This is a genomic window from Pseudomonas sp. OG7, from assembly GCF_014192825.1.
In the GTDB taxonomy this organism is placed as follows: Bacteria; Pseudomonadota; Gammaproteobacteria; order Pseudomonadales; family Pseudomonadaceae; genus Aquipseudomonas; species Aquipseudomonas monteilii.
The window spans coordinates 1-16,340 of record NZ_JACHYK010000015.1; the positions used below are offsets into that span (position 1 = coordinate 1).

Genomic DNA, 16,340 nt, shown 5'->3' on the forward strand with positions numbered 1-16,340 from the left:
CAGATGACTGTTACCCTGATCAAGACCATCGCAATGGAAGACGGTCTGCGCTTCGCTATCCGTGAAGGCGGTCGTACCGTCGGCGCCGGCGTCGTAGCAAAAATTATTGAATAAGTAGTTGATTTACTTGATCAGGCCGGTATAATGGCCGGCCTGATACAGCGTTACAGGTCAGTAGCTCAATTGGCAGAGCGACGGTCTCCAAAACCGTAGGTTGGGGGTTCGATTCCCTCCTGACCTGCCATTTCACCTCGGTGTGATGGCTTTCTTCTCACAGGATCCTCCTCGATGACTCCCAAAACTGAAGCCCAAGAATCGCGTTTTGATCTGTTCAAGTGGCTGGCTGTAGTGGCTTTGGTGGTTGTTGGTGTAGTGGGTAATCAATATTACTCCGCCTCTCCAATCCTGTATCGCGTCCTCGTACTTCTCGTCCTGGCTGCTGTCGCGGGCTTTGTAGCTCTGCAGACTGCGAAGGGCAAGTCGTTCTTTACGCTGGCGAAGGAAGCTCGTACCGAGATTCGTAAAGTCGTGTGGCCGACCCGCCAGGAAACCACCCAGACCACGCTGATTGTCGTGGCTGTCGTGCTGGTTATGGCACTGCTGCTGTGGGGGCTCGATTCCCTGCTCGGCTGGGCGGTCTCCTTGATCGTTGGCTAAAGGTGTCCCGTGGCTAAGCGTTGGTATGTTGTGCATGCTTACTCGGGTTACGAGAAGCATGTAATGCGCTCTCTGATCGAGCGCGTCAAGCTGGCTGGCATGGAAGACGGTTTCGGCGAGATCTTGGTCCCGACCGAAGAAGTCGTCGAAATGCGCAACGGCCAGAAGCGCAAGAGTGAGCGTAAGTTCTTCCCTGGCTATGTATTGGTCCAGATGGAGATGAACGAAGGGACTTGGCACTTGGTCAAGGACACCCCTCGTGTGATGGGCTTTATTGGTGGTACTGCAGACAAGCCTGCGCCGATCACCGATAAAGAAGCAGAGGCTATCCTGCGTCGCGTTGCCGACGGTAGCGACAAGCCGAAGCCGAAGACGCTGTTCGAGCCGGGTGAAGTGGTTCGAGTCATTGACGGTCCGTTCGCTGACTTCAATGGTAGTGTCGAAGAGGTTAACTACGAGAAGAGCCGTCTGCAGGTCGCAGTGCTCATTTTCGGTCGCTCTACTCCGGTAGAGCTCGAGTTCAGCCAGGTCGAAAAGGTCTAGGCGGACGAAGCATCCCATACCCCGCAGCCCTGTGTGCTGCGGGGTTTTGTCGTCACTGGGATAAAACGCAAGTCATCCGGGGAGCCAACAGGCGTTCGTACCCGATTTTGGAGTAGCTCATGGCTAAGAAGATTCAGGCTTACATCAAGCTGCAAGTTAAGGCCGGCCAGGCCAACCCAAGCCCACCCGTTGGTCCAGCACTGGGTCAACACGGTGTGAACATCATGGAATTTTGCAAGGCCTTCAACGCCCGTACCCAGGGTCAAGAAGCCGGCCTGCCGACTCCTGTGATCATCACTGTTTACAGCGACCGTAGCTTCACTTTCGAGACCAAGAGCACCCCTGCCTCGGTTCTGCTGAAGAAAGCTGCTGGCCTGACCAGTGGTTCGGCTCGCCCGAACACCGTTAAAGTCGGTACCGTTACCCGTGCTCAGCTGGAAGACATCGCGAAAGCCAAACAGGCTGACCTGACTGCCGCTGACCTGGACGCTGCTGTACGCACCATCGCTGGCTCTGCCCGCAGCATGGGCCTGAACGTGGAGGGTGTGTAATGGCTAAGCTGACCAAACGCCAAAAGGCAATCGCCGAGAAAATCGAAGCAGGCAAGGCCTACAACTTCGAAGAAGCGGCAACTCTGCTGGCCTCGCTGCCTGCTGCCAAGTTCGTAGAGTCCTACGACATCGCCGTTAACCTCGGTGTTGACCCGCGTAAATCCGACCAGGTCGTACGTAGCGCTACTGTGCTGCCACACGGCACTGGCAAGACCGTTCGCGTTGCTGTCTTCACCCAGGGTCCAGCTGCTGAAGCCGCTCTGGCTGCCGGCGCTGACCGCGTAGGTATGGACGACCTGGCTGCCGAAATGAAAGGCGGCGACCTGAACTATGACGTCGTCATCGCATCGCCTGATGCCATGCGTGTTGTAGGTCAGCTGGGTCAGGTTCTGGGTCCTCGCGGCCTGATGCCTAACCCGAAAGTCGGTACCGTAACTCCAGACGTAGCCACTGCCGTGAAAAACGCCAAGGCTGGTCAGGTGCGCTACCGTACCGACAAAAACGGTATCATCCACACCTCCGTTGGCAAGGTCGGCTTTGAAGCTGGCAAGCTGAAGGAAAACGTTGAAGCCCTGATCGCTGACCTGAAGCGTATCAAGCCAGCTTCTTCGAAAGGTATCTACGTCAAGCGCGTTACCCTGAGCACCACCATGGGCCCAGGTCTGGTCATCGATCAGAGCTCGCTGAACGTGTAAGAACATGGTGGCGTGACCTGTCACGCCACCAGCAAAAATTGGGGTCCCTGCCTGGCGGGGGCTATCCAAGACCGTAGGCGGCGCAAGCCTTAAAACACCAGCCCACGCAGATGGTGCTCCCGATTCGTTACCGAATCAGACACCAAAACGACATCCGGCTTCGGCCAGATGAAACGGTAAAAACCAGGAGTAAACCCGTGGCAATTAAACTCGAAGACAAGAAGGCCATCGTCGCTGAAGTCAACGAGGCTGCCAAAGTCGCTCTGTCCGCTGTCGTGGCTGATGCCCGTGGTGTGACTGTAAGCGCAATGACCGGACTCCGTAAAGAGGCCCGCGAAGCTGGCGTTTACGTACGTGTTGTACGTAACACCCTGCTGAAGCGCGCTGTTGAAGGCACCGAATTTTCGATCCTCAACGACGCGTTCAAAGGCCCGACCCTGATTGCTTTCTCCAACGAACACCCGGGCGCTGCTGCTCGTCTGTTCAAAGAGTTCGCCAAGGGTCAGGACAAGTTCGAGATCAAGGCAGCTGCGTTTGACGGCAATTTCATTGCAGCGAACCAGATCGACGTGTTGGCTACCCTGCCGACCCGCGACGAAGCTATCGCAAAACTGATGAGCGTGATCCAAGGCGCCACCAGCAAGCTGGCTCGTACTCTGGCAGCCATTCGCGACCAGAAAGAAGCTACCGCCGCCTAAGGCGTGCGAACTCTTTCAAAATCATACGTTTAATTTGATGGCTGCGTAGGCTGTCACCCCAATACAGGATTTAAGTCATGTCTCTGACTAACGAACAAATCATCGAAGCAATCGGCCAGAAAACCGTTCTGGAAGTTGTTGAGCTGATCAAAGCTATGGAAGAAACCTTCGGCGTTACCGCTGCTGTTGCCGCTGCTGGCCCAGCTGCTGCTGCTGCCGTTGTTGAAGAGCAGACCGAGTTCAACGTTGTTCTGGTTGAAGCCGGCGACAAGAAAGTGAACGTGATCAAAGCCGTTCGCGAACTGACCGGTCTGGGCCTGAAAGAAGCCAAAGAGAAAGTCGATGGCGCTCCTCAGGTTGTAGCTGAAGGCGTTTCGAAAGAAGCCGCTGAAGACGCTAAGAAGAAGCTGGAAGAAGCAGGCGCTAAAGTCGAGCTGAAGTAATCTCGACCTTGCGATGCCAGCCTGAGCGTCGAGCGAAGGGCTGATGGCTGGTGGCTTACGCCACCGGCCTTTTTCCGTTATTGGTGGTCGGTCAGGCCGGCCCCGATAACAAGCTGCAAGACACCCATGTGGGTGGCGCAAACCAAGGGGTTTGCACGATTTTCTGGCTGCTCCCGCCGGGAGAAGCCAAACAAGCAGGTGACCAAGCTGGGGAACGCTGATGGCTTACTCATACACTGAGAAAAAACGTATCCGCAAGGACTTTAGCAAGTTGCCGGACGTCATGGATGTGCCTTACCTCCTGGCCATCCAGCTGGATTCGTATCGCGAATTCCTGCAAGCGGGAGCATCCAAGGATCAGTTCCGCGACGTCGGCCTGCACGCGGCCTTCAAATCGGTATTCCCGATCATCAGCTACTCCGGCAATGCTGCCCTGGAGTACGTAGGCTATCGCCTGGGCGAACCGGCCTTCGATGTGAAGGAATGTGTCCTGCGTGGCGTGACCTTCGCGGTCCCACTGCGGGTCAAGGTGCGCCTGATCATCTTCGACAAGGAATCGTCGAACAAAGCGATCAAGGACATCAAAGAGCAAGAAGTCTACATGGGTGAAATCCCCCTGATGACTGAGAACGGTACCTTCGTTATCAACGGTACCGAGCGTGTGATCGTTTCCCAGCTGCACCGTTCGCCTGGTGTGTTCTTCGACCACGACCGTGGCAAGACTCACAGCTCCGGCAAGCTGCTGTACTCCGCTCGCATCATCCCTTACCGCGGCTCCTGGCTGGACTTCGAGTTCGACCCGAAGGACTGCGTGTTCGTGCGTATCGACCGTCGCCGCAAACTGCCGGCTTCGGTGCTGCTGCGTGCCCTGGGCTACAGCACTGAAGAAGTGCTGAACACCTTCTACACCACCAACGTGTTCCACATTTCCGGCGAAAAACTCAGCCTGGAACTGGTGCCTCAGCGTCTGCGTGGTGAAGTTGCAGTCATGGATATCCATGACGAAACCGGCAAAGTCATCGTCGAGCAAGGCCGCCGTATTACTGCGCGCCACATCAACCAGCTCGAGAAAGCCGGCGTCAAGCAGCTGGACGTTCCAATGGAATACGTCCTGGGCCGCACTACCGCCAAGGCCATCGTGCATCCGGCTACCGGCGAGATCCTGGCCGAATGCAACACCGAGATGACCACCGAACTGCTGATCAAGGTCGCCAAGGCACAGGTTGTCCGTATCGAGACCCTGTACACCAACGACATCGATTGCGGTCCGTTCATCTCCGACACCCTGAAGATCGACACCACCAGCAACCAGCTGGAAGCTCTGGTCGAGATCTACCGCATGATGCGTCCAGGCGAGCCGCCAACCAAGGATGCAGCCGAGACCCTGTTCAACAACCTGTTCTTCAGCGCCGAGCGTTACGACCTGTCTGCCGTTGGCCGCATGAAGTTCAACCGTCGTATCGGTCGTACCGAGATCGAAGGTTCGGGCGTGCTGAGCAAGGAAGACATCGTCGAGGTTCTGAAGACCCTGGTCGATATCCGTAACGGCAAAGGCATCGTCGACGACATCGACCACCTCGGTAACCGTCGCGTACGTTGCGTTGGTGAAATGGCCGAGAACCAGTTCCGCGTTGGCCTGGTGCGTGTAGAACGCGCGGTCAAGGAACGCCTGTCGATGGCGGAAAGCGAAGGCCTGATGCCGCAAGACCTGATCAACGCCAAGCCGGTTGCGGCGGCGGTGAAAGAGTTCTTCGGTTCCAGCCAGCTGTCCCAGTTCATGGACCAGAACAACCCGCTCTCCGAGATCACCCACAAGCGCCGCGTCTCTGCACTCGGCCCTGGCGGTCTGACCCGTGAGCGTGCCGGCTTCGAAGTCCGAGACGTACACCCGACCCACTACGGCCGTGTGTGCCCGATCGAGACCCCTGAAGGTCCGAACATCGGTCTGATCAACTCCCTGGCAGCCTATGCCCGCACCAACCAGTACGGCTTCCTGGAAAGCCCGTACCGCGTTGTAAAGGAAGGCGTTGTCAGCGACGACATCGTGTTCCTGTCGGCCATCGAAGAAGCCGATCACGTCATCGCCCAGGCTTCGGCCGCGATGAACGATAAGAAGCAACTGATCGATGAGCTGGTAGCGGTTCGTCACCTGAACGAATTCACCGTCAAGGCGCCAGAAGACGTCACCCTGATGGACGTTTCGCCGAAGCAGGTTGTTTCGGTTGCTGCCTCGCTGATTCCGTTCCTCGAGCACGACGACGCCAACCGTGCATTGATGGGTTCGAACATGCAGCGTCAGGCTGTACCAACCCTGCGTGCCGACAAGCCGCTGGTAGGTACTGGCATGGAGCGCAACGTTGCCCGTGACTCCGGTGTCTGCGTGGTTGCTCGCCGTGGTGGTGTGATCGACTCGGTCGACGCCAGCCGTATCGTTGTTCGCGTTGCCGACGACGAAGTGGAAACCGGCGAAGCAGGTGTGGATATCTACAACCTGACCAAGTACACCCGTTCGAACCAGAACACCTGCATTAACCAGCGTCCGCTGGTGAGCAAAGGCGACAAGGTTCAGCGTGGCGACATCATGGCCGACGGCCCGTCCACCGACATGGGTGAGCTGGCACTGGGTCAGAACATGCGCATCGCGTTCATGGCGTGGAACGGCTTCAACTTCGAAGACTCCATCTGCCTGTCCGAGCGTGTGGTTCAGGAAGACCGCTTCACCACCATCCACATCCAGGAACTGACCTGTGTGGCGCGTGACACCAAGCTTGGCCCAGAGGAAATCACTGCGGACATCCCGAACGTGGGTGAAGCTGCACTGAACAAACTGGACGAAGCCGGTATCGTCTACGTGGGTGCTGAAGTCGGCGCTGGTGACATCCTGGTCGGCAAGGTCACGCCGAAAGGCGAAACCCAGCTGACTCCGGAAGAAAAACTGCTGCGTGCAATCTTCGGTGAGAAGGCCAGCGACGTTAAAGACACCTCCCTGCGCGTGCCAACCGGCACCAAGGGTACCGTCATCGACGTACAGGTCTTCACCCGTGATGGCGTCGAGCGCGACAGCCGCGCCCTGGCCATCGAGAAGATGCAACTGGACGAGATCCGCAAGGACCTCAACGAAGAGTTCCGCATCGTCGAAGGCGCAACCTTCGAACGTCTGCGTTCTGCCCTGAACGGCCAAGTGGTCGACGGTGGCGCGGGCCTGAAGAAAGGCACCGTGATCACTGACGAAGTGCTGGACGGCCTGGAGCACGGCCAGTGGTTCAAACTGCGCATGGCTGAAGATGCACTGAACGAGCAGCTGGAAAAGGCTCAGCAGTACATCGTCGACCGTCGCCGTCTGCTGGACGACAAGTTCGAAGACAAGAAGCGCAAGCTGCAGCAGGGCGATGACCTGGCACCGGGCGTACTGAAGATCGTCAAGGTCTACCTGGCAATCCGTCGTCGCATCCAGCCGGGTGACAAGATGGCCGGTCGTCACGGTAACAAGGGTGTTGTCTCGGTCATCATGCCGGTCGAAGACATGCCGCACGATGCCAACGGTACTCCGGTTGACGTTGTACTGAACCCGCTGGGCGTACCTTCGCGTATGAACGTTGGTCAGATCCTTGAAACCCACCTGGGCCTGGCGGCCAAGGGCCTGGGCGAGAAGATCGACCGTATGCTCGAAGAGCAGCGCAAAGCCGCTGAACTGCGCGTGTTCCTGACCGAGGTCTACAACGAGATCGGCGGTCGTCAGGAAAACCTCGAAGAGTTCACCGACGCAGAGATCCTGGCTCTGGCCCACAACCTGAAGAAAGGCGTGCCGATGGCGACCCCGGTCTTCGATGGTGCCAAAGAGCGCGAGATCAAGGCCATGCTGAAACTGGCTGACCTGCCAGAAAGCGGCCAGATGGTGCTGTTCGATGGCCGTACCGGCAACAAGTTCGAGCGTCCTGTGACCGTTGGTTACATGTACATGCTCAAGCTGAACCACTTGGTGGACGACAAGATGCACGCGCGTTCCACTGGTTCCTACAGCCTGGTTACCCAGCAGCCGCTGGGTGGTAAGGCGCAGTTCGGTGGTCAGCGTTTCGGGGAGATGGAAGTGTGGGCGCTGGAAGCATACGGCGCGGCATACACCCTGCAAGAAATGCTCACAGTGAAGTCGGACGACGTGAACGGCCGTACCAAGATGTACAAAAACATCGTGGATGGCGATCACCGTATGGAGCCGGGCATGCCCGAGTCCTTCAACGTGTTGATCAAAGAGATCCGTTCGCTCGGTATCGATATCGATCTGGAAACCGAATAACACGTGACGCGAAGGGGAGTGGGGCAGGTAATGCCCGCTCCCTGCTCCGCCAGGAGGAAAGGCCTTGAAAGACCTACTGAATTTGCTGAAAAACCAGGGTCAAGTCGAAGAGTTCGACGCCATCCGCATCGGTCTGGCGTCGCCTGAAATGATCCGTTCGTGGTCGTTCGGTGAAGTTAAGAAGCCGGAAACCATCAACTACCGTACGTTCAAGCCTGAGCGTGACGGCCTGTTCTGCGCCAAGATCTTTGGCCCAGTCAAGGACTACGAGTGCCTGTGCGGCAAGTACAAGCGCCTCAAGCACCGCGGCGTAATCTGCGAGAAGTGCGGCGTTGAAGTTGCCTTGGCCAAGGTTCGTCGTGAGCGCATGGCGCACATCGAACTGGCCTCGCCGGTAGCCCACATCTGGTTCCTGAAGTCGCTGCCGTCCCGTATCGGCCTGCTGATGGACATGACCCTGCGTGACATCGAGCGCGTGCTCTACTTCGAGAGCTATGTCGTTATCGACCCGGGCATGACCACCCTGGAAAAGGGCCAGCTGCTGAACGACGAGCAGTACTTCGAAGCGCTGGAAGAGTTCGGTGACGACTTCGACGCCCGCATGGGTGCCGAGGCTGTCCGCGAGCTGCTTCACGCTATCGACCTGGAGCACGAGATCGGTCGCCTGCGCGAAGAGATTCCGCAGACCAACTCGGAAACCAAGATCAAGAAGCTGTCCAAGCGCCTGAAGCTGATGGAAGCTTTCCAGGGCTCGGGCAACCTGCCTGAGTGGATGGTCCTGACCGTCCTGCCAGTGCTGCCGCCGGACCTGCGTCCGCTGGTTCCGCTGGATGGTGGCCGTTTCGCGACCTCCGACCTGAACGACCTGTATCGTCGGGTAATCAACCGTAACAACCGTCTGAAGCGCCTGCTGGATCTGTCGGCGCCGGACATCATCGTGCGCAACGAAAAGCGCATGCTGCAGGAAGCGGTCGACGCCCTGCTGGACAACGGCCGTCGCGGTCGCGCCATCACTGGCTCGAACAAGCGTCCGCTGAAGTCCCTGGCCGACATGATCAAAGGTAAGCAAGGTCGCTTCCGTCAGAACTTGCTCGGTAAGCGTGTGGACTACTCCGGCCGTTCGGTAATTACCGTAGGCCCGACCCTGCGTCTGCACCAGTGCGGTCTGCCGAAGAAGATGGCTCTCGAGCTGTTCAAGCCGTTCATTTTCGGCAAGCTGGAAATGCGTGGTCTGGCGACCACCATCAAGGCCGCCAAGAAGATGGTCGAGCGCGAGCTGCCAGAGGTGTGGGACGTTCTCGCTGAAGTGATTCGCGAACACCCCGTACTGCTCAACCGTGCACCGACCCTGCACCGTCTGGGTATCCAGGCCTTTGAACCGGTTCTGATCGAAGGTAAGGCTATTCAGCTGCACCCGCTGGTCTGTGCCGCGTACAACGCCGACTTCGACGGTGACCAGATGGCCGTTCACGTGCCGCTGACGCTGGAAGCCCAGCTCGAAGCGCGCGCGCTGATGATGTCGACCAACAACATCCTGTCGCCAGCCAACGGTGAGCCAATCATCGTTCCGTCGCAGGACGTTGTACTGGGTCTTTACTACATGACCCGTGAAGCCATCAACGCCAAGGGCGAAGGTCGCGTGTTTGCCGACCTGCAGGAAGTCGATCGCGTATTCCGCGCCGGCGAAGCTGCCCTGCACGCGAAAATCAAGGTTCGTATCAACGAAACCGTGAAAGAGCGTGATGGTTCGGTGGTCAAGAACACCCGCATCGTTGACACCACCGTCGGCCGTGCGCTGCTGTTCCAGGTTGTACCGGCAGGTCTGCCGTACGACGTGGTCAACCAGCCGATGAAGAAAAAGGCGATCTCCAAGCTGATCAACCAGTGCTATCGCGTGGTTGGTCTGAAAGAGACCGTTATCTTCGCTGACCAACTGATGTACACCGGTTTCGCTTACTCGACCATTTCCGGCGTTTCCATCGGTGTTAACGACTTCGTTATCCCGGACGAGAAAGCCCGCATCATCGGTAATGCTACCGACGAAGTGAAGGAAATCGAGAGTCAGTACGCCTCCGGCCTGGTAACCCAGGGCGAGAAGTACAACAAGGTCATCGACTTGTGGTCGAAGGCGAACGACGAAGTGTCCAAGGCGATGATGGCCAACCTCTCGAAAGAGAAGGTCATCGACCGCGAAGGCAAAGAAGTCGAGCAAGAGTCCTTCAACTCGATGTACATGATGGCTGACTCGGGTGCGCGGGGTTCCGCAGCCCAGATCCGTCAGCTGGCCGGTATGCGTGGTCTGATGGCCAAGCCGGACGGCTCCATCATCGAGACGCCGATCACTGCGAACTTCCGTGAAGGTCTGAGCGTACTTCAGTACTTCATCTCGACTCACGGTGCTCGTAAAGGTCTGGCGGATACCGCCTTGAAGACTGCGAACTCCGGTTACCTGACTCGCCGTCTGGTAGACGTTGCCCAGGATCTGGTCGTTACCGAGATCGACTGCGGCACCGACCAAGGCCTGCTGATGACTCCGCACATCGAAGGCGGCGACGTTGTAGAGCCGCTGGGTGAGCGTGTACTGGGTCGTGTCATCGCGCGTGACGTGTTCAAGCCAGGCACCGAGGACGTTATCGTTCCGGCCGGTACCCTGGTTGACGAGCAGTGGGTCGAGTTCATCGAGCTGAACAGCATCGACGAAGTGATCGTGCGTTCGCCGATCAACTGCGAAACCCGCTATGGCATCTGCGCCAAGTGCTACGGTCGCGACCTGGCTCGCGGTCACCAGGTGAACATCGGTGAAGCTGTGGGCGTTATCGCTGCACAGTCGATCGGTGAGCCGGGTACCCAGCTGACCATGCGTACGTTCCACATCGGTGGTGCTGCAAGCCGTACTTCGGCTGCCGACAGCGTTCAGGTGAAGAACGGCGGTATGGTGCGTCTGCACAACCTGAAGCAGGTTGAGCGTGCCGACGGTAACCTGGTTGCCGTATCGCGTTCGGGCGAGCTGGCCATTGCCGACGAGTTCGGCCGTGAGCGTGAGCGCTACAAGCTGCCTTACGGTGCGGTGATTTCGGTCAAGGAAGGTGAGAAGGTTGAAGCTGGCGCCATCGTCGCCAAGTGGGACCCGCACACCCACCCGATCGTTACCGAGCTGAAAGGTACCGTGACCTTCGTGGGCATGGAAGAAAACATCACCATCAAGCGTCAGACCGACGAACTGACCGGTTTGACCAACATTGAAGTACTGGACGTCAAGGATCGCCCTGCCGCAGGCAAGGAAATCCGTCCGGCAATCAAGATGGTCGATGCTGCTGGCAAGGACCTGTACCTGCCAGGTACCGACGTACCTGCACAGTACTTCCTGCCGGCCAACGCCCTCGTTGGTGTGGCTGACGGTGCCCAGATTGGCGTTGGTGACGTTATCGCGCGTATCCCGCAAGAAACGTCGAAGACCCGTGACATCACCGGTGGTCTGCCACGCGTTGCCGACCTGTTCGAAGCGCGTCGCCCGAAAGAAGCCTCTATTCTGGCTGAAGTCAGCGGCACCATCGCATTCGGTAAAGAGACCAAGGGCAAGCGTCGCCTGGTCATCACTCCGACCGACGGTAGCGATCCGTACGAAGAGCTGATTCCGAAGTGGCGCCACCTGAACGTCTTCGAAGGCGAACAGGTAAACCGTGGTGAAGTTATTTCCGACGGCCCGAGCGATCCGCACGACATCCTGCGTCTGCTGGGTGTGAGCGCGCTGGCGAAATATATCGTCAACGAAATCCAGGACGTTTACCGTCTGCAAGGCGTGAAGATCAACGACAAGCACATCGAGACCATCCTGCGTCAGATGCTGCGTAAGGTCGAGATCTCCGAGTCGGGCGATTCCAGCTTCATCAAGGGCGACCAGATGGAACTGACCCAGGTACTGGTAGAGAACGAGCGTCTCGCCGGCGAGGACAAGTTCATCTCCAAGTTCACCCGCGTGCTGCTGGGTATCACCAAGGCGTCGCTGTCGACCGAGTCGTTCATCTCCGCGGCTTCCTTCCAGGAAACCACCCGCGTACTGACCGAAGCGGCGGTAACCGGCAAGCGCGATTACCTGCGCGGCCTGAAAGAGAACGTGGTCGTGGGTCGTCTGATCCCGGCTGGTACTGGTCTGGCGTACCACAGCGAGCGCAAGCGTCGCCGTGATGCCGACAAGCCGCTGCGTGTGAGCGCCAGTGAGGTGGAAGCCGCACTGACCGAAGCGCTGAACTCCAGCGGTAACTAAGTACAGGGCAGGGCCCCGGCAAGCCTCGAACGACCGTCGGTGACATGAAATGTTGCCGATGATCGGGCGGGGAGGGCCGGGGCCTCGTCTTGACTGGGTGCAAGATCCTCTTTAGACTTTTGTACCCTTAAATTTGGTGAGGCTCCGTCTCGCCAATTTTTGGCTTTCTTGCAAGACAATAGAGTCGCAAGACAATCAGTGGAGCTAGTAGATGGCAACTATCAACCAGCTGGTACGTCAGCCGCGTAAGCGTTCGGTCGAGAAGTCCGACGTTCCTGCGCTGCAGAACTGCCCGCAGCGTCGTGGCGTGTGCACCCGTGTGTACACCACCACGCCGAAAAAACCTAACTCGGCACTGCGTAAAGTATGCCGTGTGCGTCTGACCAACGGTTTCGAGGTTTCCTCGTACATCGGTGGTGAAGGCCACAACCTGCAAGAGCACAGCGTCGTCCTGATCCGTGGCGGCCGTGTAAAAGACTTGCCAGGTGTTCGTTACCACACCGTTCGCGGCTCTCTGGATACTTCGGGCGTTAAAGGCCGTAACCAGGGTCGTTCGAAATACGGTACCAAGCGTCCGAAGTAATCGGCCGTTTGCAGACATCCATTTTTTTGAGTCGATAAGAGTAAGGTCGGGCAGGGGTCGAAGACCCACGTCCCGGGCTAACCTGAAGACCGTTTGAGGGCTTATCATGCCAAGACGTCGTGTAGCAGCAAAACGTGAGATCCTTGACGATCCGAAGTACGGATCCCAGATCCTCGCCAAGTTCATGAACCACGTGATGGAAAGCGGCAAGAAGGCCGTAGCCGAGCGCATCGTTTACGGTGCCCTGGATACCGTCAAAGCACGCAAGAACAGCGACCCCCTGGAAATCTTCGAGAAAGCTCTCGACGCCATCGCTCCGCTGGTCGAAGTTAAGTCCCGTCGTGTCGGCGGTGCCACTTACCAGGTTCCGGTTGAAGTTCGTCCATCCCGTCGTAACGCTCTGGCAATGCGCTGGCTCGTAGACTACGCCCGCAAGCGCGGCGAGAAGTCGATGGCTCTGCGCCTGGCCGGCGAACTGCTGGATGCTGCCGAAGGCAAGGGTGCTGCAGTCAAGAAGCGTGAAGACGTTCACCGTATGGCTGAAGCCAACAAAGCGTTCTCGCACTACCGCTTCTAATTCAAGCATCAATCATTTTGCGAGGGCTTTATGGCTCGTACTACAGCAATTAACCGCTACCGTAACATTGGTATCTGTGCCCACGTTGACGCGGGCAAGACCACCACTACCGAGCGGATCCTGTTCTACACAGGTCTGAGCCACAAGATGGGCGAGGTGCATGACGGCGCCGCGACCACCGACTGGATGGTGCAGGAGCAGGAGCGCGGTATCACCATTACCTCCGCTGCCGTTACCACCTTCTGGAAAGGTTCCCGTGGTCAGTACGACAACTACCGCGTAAACGTCATCGATACCCCCGGCCACGTTGACTTCACCATTGAAGTAGAGCGTTCGCTGCGTGTACTCGACGGCGCGGTCGTTGTGTTCTGCGGTACCTCCGGCGTTGAGCCTCAGTCCGAAACCGTATGGCGTCAGGCCAACAAGTACGGCGTTCCACGTGTTGTTTACGTGAACAAGATGGACCGTGCTGGTGCCAACTTCCTGCGCGTTGTCGGTCAGATCAAGAATCGTCTGGGTCACACCCCGGTTCCGGTCCAGCTGGCTATCGGTGCAGAAGATGACTTCCAGGGTCAGGTTGACCTGATCAAGATGAAGGCCATCTACTGGAACGATGACGACAAAGGCACCACCTACCGCGAGGAAGAGATTCCTGCTGAGCTGGTGGACCTGGCCAACGAATGGCGCAGCAACATGGTCGAAGCTGCTGCCGAGGCCAACGAAGAGCTGATGAACAAGTACCTTGAAGAAGGTGACCTGTCCGTCGAAGACATCAAGGCAGGTCTGCGCGCCCGTACTCTGGCGAGCGAGATCGTTCCTGCTGTCTGCGGTTCCTCGTTCAAGAACAAGGGCGTTCCCCTGGTTCTCGACGCCGTTATCGACTTCCTGCCTGCTCCGACCGAAATCCCGGCGATCAAGGGTATCCACCCTGACCTGATCGACGTGCCGAAGGACGAAGTCAAGCCAGAGCAGTACGACGAGCGTCCTGCTGACGACAACGAGCCGTTCTCGGCCTTGGCGTTCAAGATTGCCACCGACCCGTTCGTGGGCACTCTGACCTTCGTTCGCGTTTACTCCGGCTTCCTGACCTCCGGTGACTCCGTCATCAACTCGGTCAAGGGCAAGAAAGAGCGCGTTGGTCGTATGGTGCAGATGCACGCCAACCAGCGTGAAGAAATCAAGGAAGTACGTGCAGGCGACATCGCTGCTCTGATCGGCATGAAGGACGTCACCACTGGTGACACCCTGTGCAACGCCGACAAGCCGATCATCCTTGAGCGTATGGACTTCCCAGAGCCTGTGATTTCGCTCTCCGTAGAGCCGAAGACCAAGGCTGACCAGGAGAAGATGGGTATCGCACTGGGCAAGCTGGCCCAGGAAGACCCGTCGTTCCGCGTCAAGACCGACGAAGAAACCGGCCAGACCATCATCTCCGGTATGGGTGAGCTGCACCTGGACATCCTCGTTGACCGCATGAAGCGCGAGTTCAACGTCGAGTGCAACGTCGGCAAGCCGCAAGTTTCGTACCGCGAGAAGATCACCAAGTCCAACGTCGAGATCGAAGGCAAGTTCGTTCGTCAGTCGGGTGGTCGTGGTCAGTTCGGTCACTGCTGGATCCGTTTCTCGGAGCCGGACGTGGACGACAAGGGCAACATCACCGAAGGTCTGGTGTTCACCAACGAAGTCGTTGGTGGTGTGATTCCTAAGGAATTCATCGCCCCGATCCAGAAGGGTATCGAAGAGCAGATGAAAAACGGCGTTGTCGCCGGCTATCCGCTGCTCGGCCTGAAGGCTACGGTATTCGACGGTTCGTACCACGACGTCGACTCCAACGAAATGGCGTTCAAAATCGCTGCTTCGATGGCAACCAAGCAACTGGCCCAGAAGGGTGGTGGCGTGGTTCTCGAACCGATCATGAAGGTCGAGGTTGTAACCCCGGAAGACTACCTGGGTGACGTGATGGGTGACCTGAGCCGTCGTCGCGGGATGATCCAGGGTAATGAAGACTCGGTGTCCGGCAAGGTAATCACTGCTGAGGTGCCGCTCGGAGAAATGTTCGGTTACGCAACCGACGTTCGTTCCATGTCTCAGGGTCGCGCAAGCTACTCCATGGAATTCTCCAAATACGCCGAAGCTCCGTCGAACATCGTCGAAGCACTCGTTAAAAAACAAGGCTAATCCCCTTTAGGCAAGAGGTTCACTGTCGTGGCTAAAGAAAAATTTGATCGTTCCCTTCCCCACGTTAACGTCGGCACTATCGGCCACGTTGACCACGGTAAGACCACTCTGACCGCAGCTCTGACTCGCGTCTGCTCCGAAGTTTTCGGTTCGGCAGTCGTTGAGTTCGACAAGATCGACTCGGCTCCGGAAGAAAAAGCGCGCGGTATCACCATCAACACCGCTCACGTCGAGTACAACTCGAACATTCGTCACTACGCTCACGTTGACTGCCCAGGTCACGCTGACTACGTGAAGAACATGATCACCGGTGCTGCCCAGATGGACGGCGCGATCCTGGTTTGCTCGGCCGCCGATGGTCCGATGCCACAAACCCGTGAGCACATCCTGCTGTCCCGTCAGGTAGGCGTTCCGTACATCGTGGTCTTCCTGAACAAGGCTGACCTGGTAGACGACGCTGAGCTGCTGGAACTGGTCGAGATGGAAGTTCGCGACCTGCTGTCCACCTACGACTTCCCAGGCGACGACACTCCGATCATCATCGGTTCCGCTCGTATGGCCCTGGAAGGCAAAGACGACAACGAAATGGGCACTACCGCTGTCAAGAAGCTGGTAGAAACTCTGGATGCCTACATCCCTGAGCCAGTTCGTGCCGTTGATCAGCCGTTCCTGATGCCGATCGAAGACGTATTCTCGATCTCGGGTCGTGGTACCGTTGTTACCGGTCGTATCGAGCGTGGTATCGTTCGCGTTCAAGACCCGCTGGAAATCGTTGGTCTGCGTGACACCACCACCACCACCTGCACCGGTGTTGAGATGTTCCGCAAGCTGCTGGACGAAGGCCGTGCTGGCGAGAA

Annotated in this window: 12 protein-coding genes, 1 tRNA gene and 1 pseudogene; all 14 read left to right on the forward strand. The window is 57.7% G+C overall.

The genetic code is table 11. The features are described 5' to 3' along the window. Positions 1–114: pseudogene (locus tag FHW75_RS26400) on the forward strand (elongation factor Tu); the annotation flags it as partial. Positions 115–168: 54 nt separating this feature from the next. Further along, positions 169–244: transfer RNA gene (locus tag FHW75_RS26405), tRNA-Trp, on the forward strand. 44 nt (positions 245–288) lie between these two features. Continuing rightward, positions 289–657 carry a preprotein translocase subunit SecE gene (gene secE / locus FHW75_RS26410; protein WP_019096595.1) on the forward strand — a complete coding sequence of 123 codons (369 nt, stop codon included), beginning with the start codon at positions 289–291 and terminating at the stop codon, positions 655–657. A gap of 9 nt (positions 658–666) precedes the next feature. Next, positions 667–1,200: a transcription termination/antitermination protein NusG gene (gene nusG / locus FHW75_RS26415; RefSeq protein ID WP_003255501.1), complete on the forward strand. Its 534-nt coding sequence runs from the start codon at positions 667–669 to the stop codon at positions 1,198–1,200. 119 nt (positions 1,201–1,319) lie between these two features. Then, positions 1,320–1,751: a 50S ribosomal protein L11 gene (gene rplK, locus FHW75_RS26420; RefSeq protein ID WP_003255500.1), complete on the forward strand. Its 432-nt coding sequence runs from the start codon at positions 1,320–1,322 to the stop codon at positions 1,749–1,751. Continuing rightward, on the forward strand, positions 1,751–2,446 hold the full coding sequence (gene rplA, locus FHW75_RS26425; protein ID WP_009681244.1) for a 50S ribosomal protein L1: 696 nt from the start codon (positions 1,751–1,753) through the stop codon (positions 2,444–2,446). Before rplK ends, rplA begins: the two co-directional genes overlap by 1 nt. 197 nt (positions 2,447–2,643) lie before the next feature. Further along, a complete protein-coding gene (rplJ, locus tag FHW75_RS26430; RefSeq protein ID WP_016715872.1) occupies positions 2,644–3,144 on the forward strand; it encodes a 50S ribosomal protein L10 in 501 nt (166 codons plus the stop codon). Between the two features lie 77 nt (positions 3,145–3,221). Further along, entirely contained in the window at positions 3,222–3,587 is a 366-nt protein-coding gene (rplL, locus tag FHW75_RS26435; protein WP_003255496.1) for a 50S ribosomal protein L7/L12, read from the forward strand. Between the two features lie 220 nt (positions 3,588–3,807). Then, positions 3,808–7,881: a DNA-directed RNA polymerase subunit beta gene (gene rpoB / locus FHW75_RS26440; RefSeq protein WP_019096594.1), complete on the forward strand. Its 4,074-nt coding sequence runs from the start codon at positions 3,808–3,810 to the stop codon at positions 7,879–7,881. A 64-nt stretch (positions 7,882–7,945) separates the two neighbouring features. Further along, the gene (gene rpoC, locus FHW75_RS26445; protein ID WP_016715870.1) at positions 7,946–12,145 is read left to right on the forward strand and encodes a DNA-directed RNA polymerase subunit beta'; all 4,200 of its coding nucleotides are present in this window, start codon (positions 7,946–7,948) and stop codon (positions 12,143–12,145) included. A 211-nt stretch (positions 12,146–12,356) separates the two neighbouring features. Further along, entirely contained in the window at positions 12,357–12,728 is a 372-nt protein-coding gene (rpsL, locus tag FHW75_RS26450) for a 30S ribosomal protein S12 (protein ID WP_003255492.1), read from the forward strand. A 106-nt stretch (positions 12,729–12,834) separates the two neighbouring features. Continuing rightward, positions 12,835–13,305, forward strand: a complete 471-nt coding sequence (gene rpsG, locus FHW75_RS26455) for a 30S ribosomal protein S7 (protein ID WP_003246741.1) — start codon at positions 12,835–12,837, stop codon at positions 13,303–13,305. 30 nt (positions 13,306–13,335) lie between these two features. Then, complete coding sequence (gene fusA, locus FHW75_RS26460) at positions 13,336–15,483, forward strand: elongation factor G (RefSeq protein ID WP_025755037.1); 2,148 nt, start codon at positions 13,336–13,338, stop codon at positions 15,481–15,483. Positions 15,484–15,510: 27 nt separating this feature from the next. After that, positions 15,511–16,340, forward strand: an 830-nt coding sequence (locus tag FHW75_RS26465; protein WP_183675219.1) for an elongation factor Tu, incomplete at its 3' end; no start/stop codon positions are given.

Coding starts and splice junctions, on each gene's coding strand:
- rplK (WP_003255500.1), top strand. CDS start 1,320: ATGGCTAAGAAGATTCAGGCTTACATCAAGCTGCAAGTTAAGGCCGGC.
- fusA (WP_025755037.1), top strand. CDS start 13,336: ATGGCTCGTACTACAGCAATTAACCGCTACCGTAACATTGGTATCTGT.
- rplA (WP_009681244.1), top strand. CDS start 1,751: ATGGCTAAGCTGACCAAACGCCAAAAGGCAATCGCCGAGAAAATCGAA.
- rplL (WP_003255496.1), top strand. CDS start 3,222: ATGTCTCTGACTAACGAACAAATCATCGAAGCAATCGGCCAGAAAACC.
- rpoB (WP_019096594.1), top strand. CDS start 3,808: ATGGCTTACTCATACACTGAGAAAAAACGTATCCGCAAGGACTTTAGC.
- rpsL (WP_003255492.1), top strand. CDS start 12,357: ATGGCAACTATCAACCAGCTGGTACGTCAGCCGCGTAAGCGTTCGGTC.
- rpsG (WP_003246741.1), top strand. CDS start 12,835: ATGCCAAGACGTCGTGTAGCAGCAAAACGTGAGATCCTTGACGATCCG.
- secE (WP_019096595.1), top strand. CDS start 289: ATGACTCCCAAAACTGAAGCCCAAGAATCGCGTTTTGATCTGTTCAAG.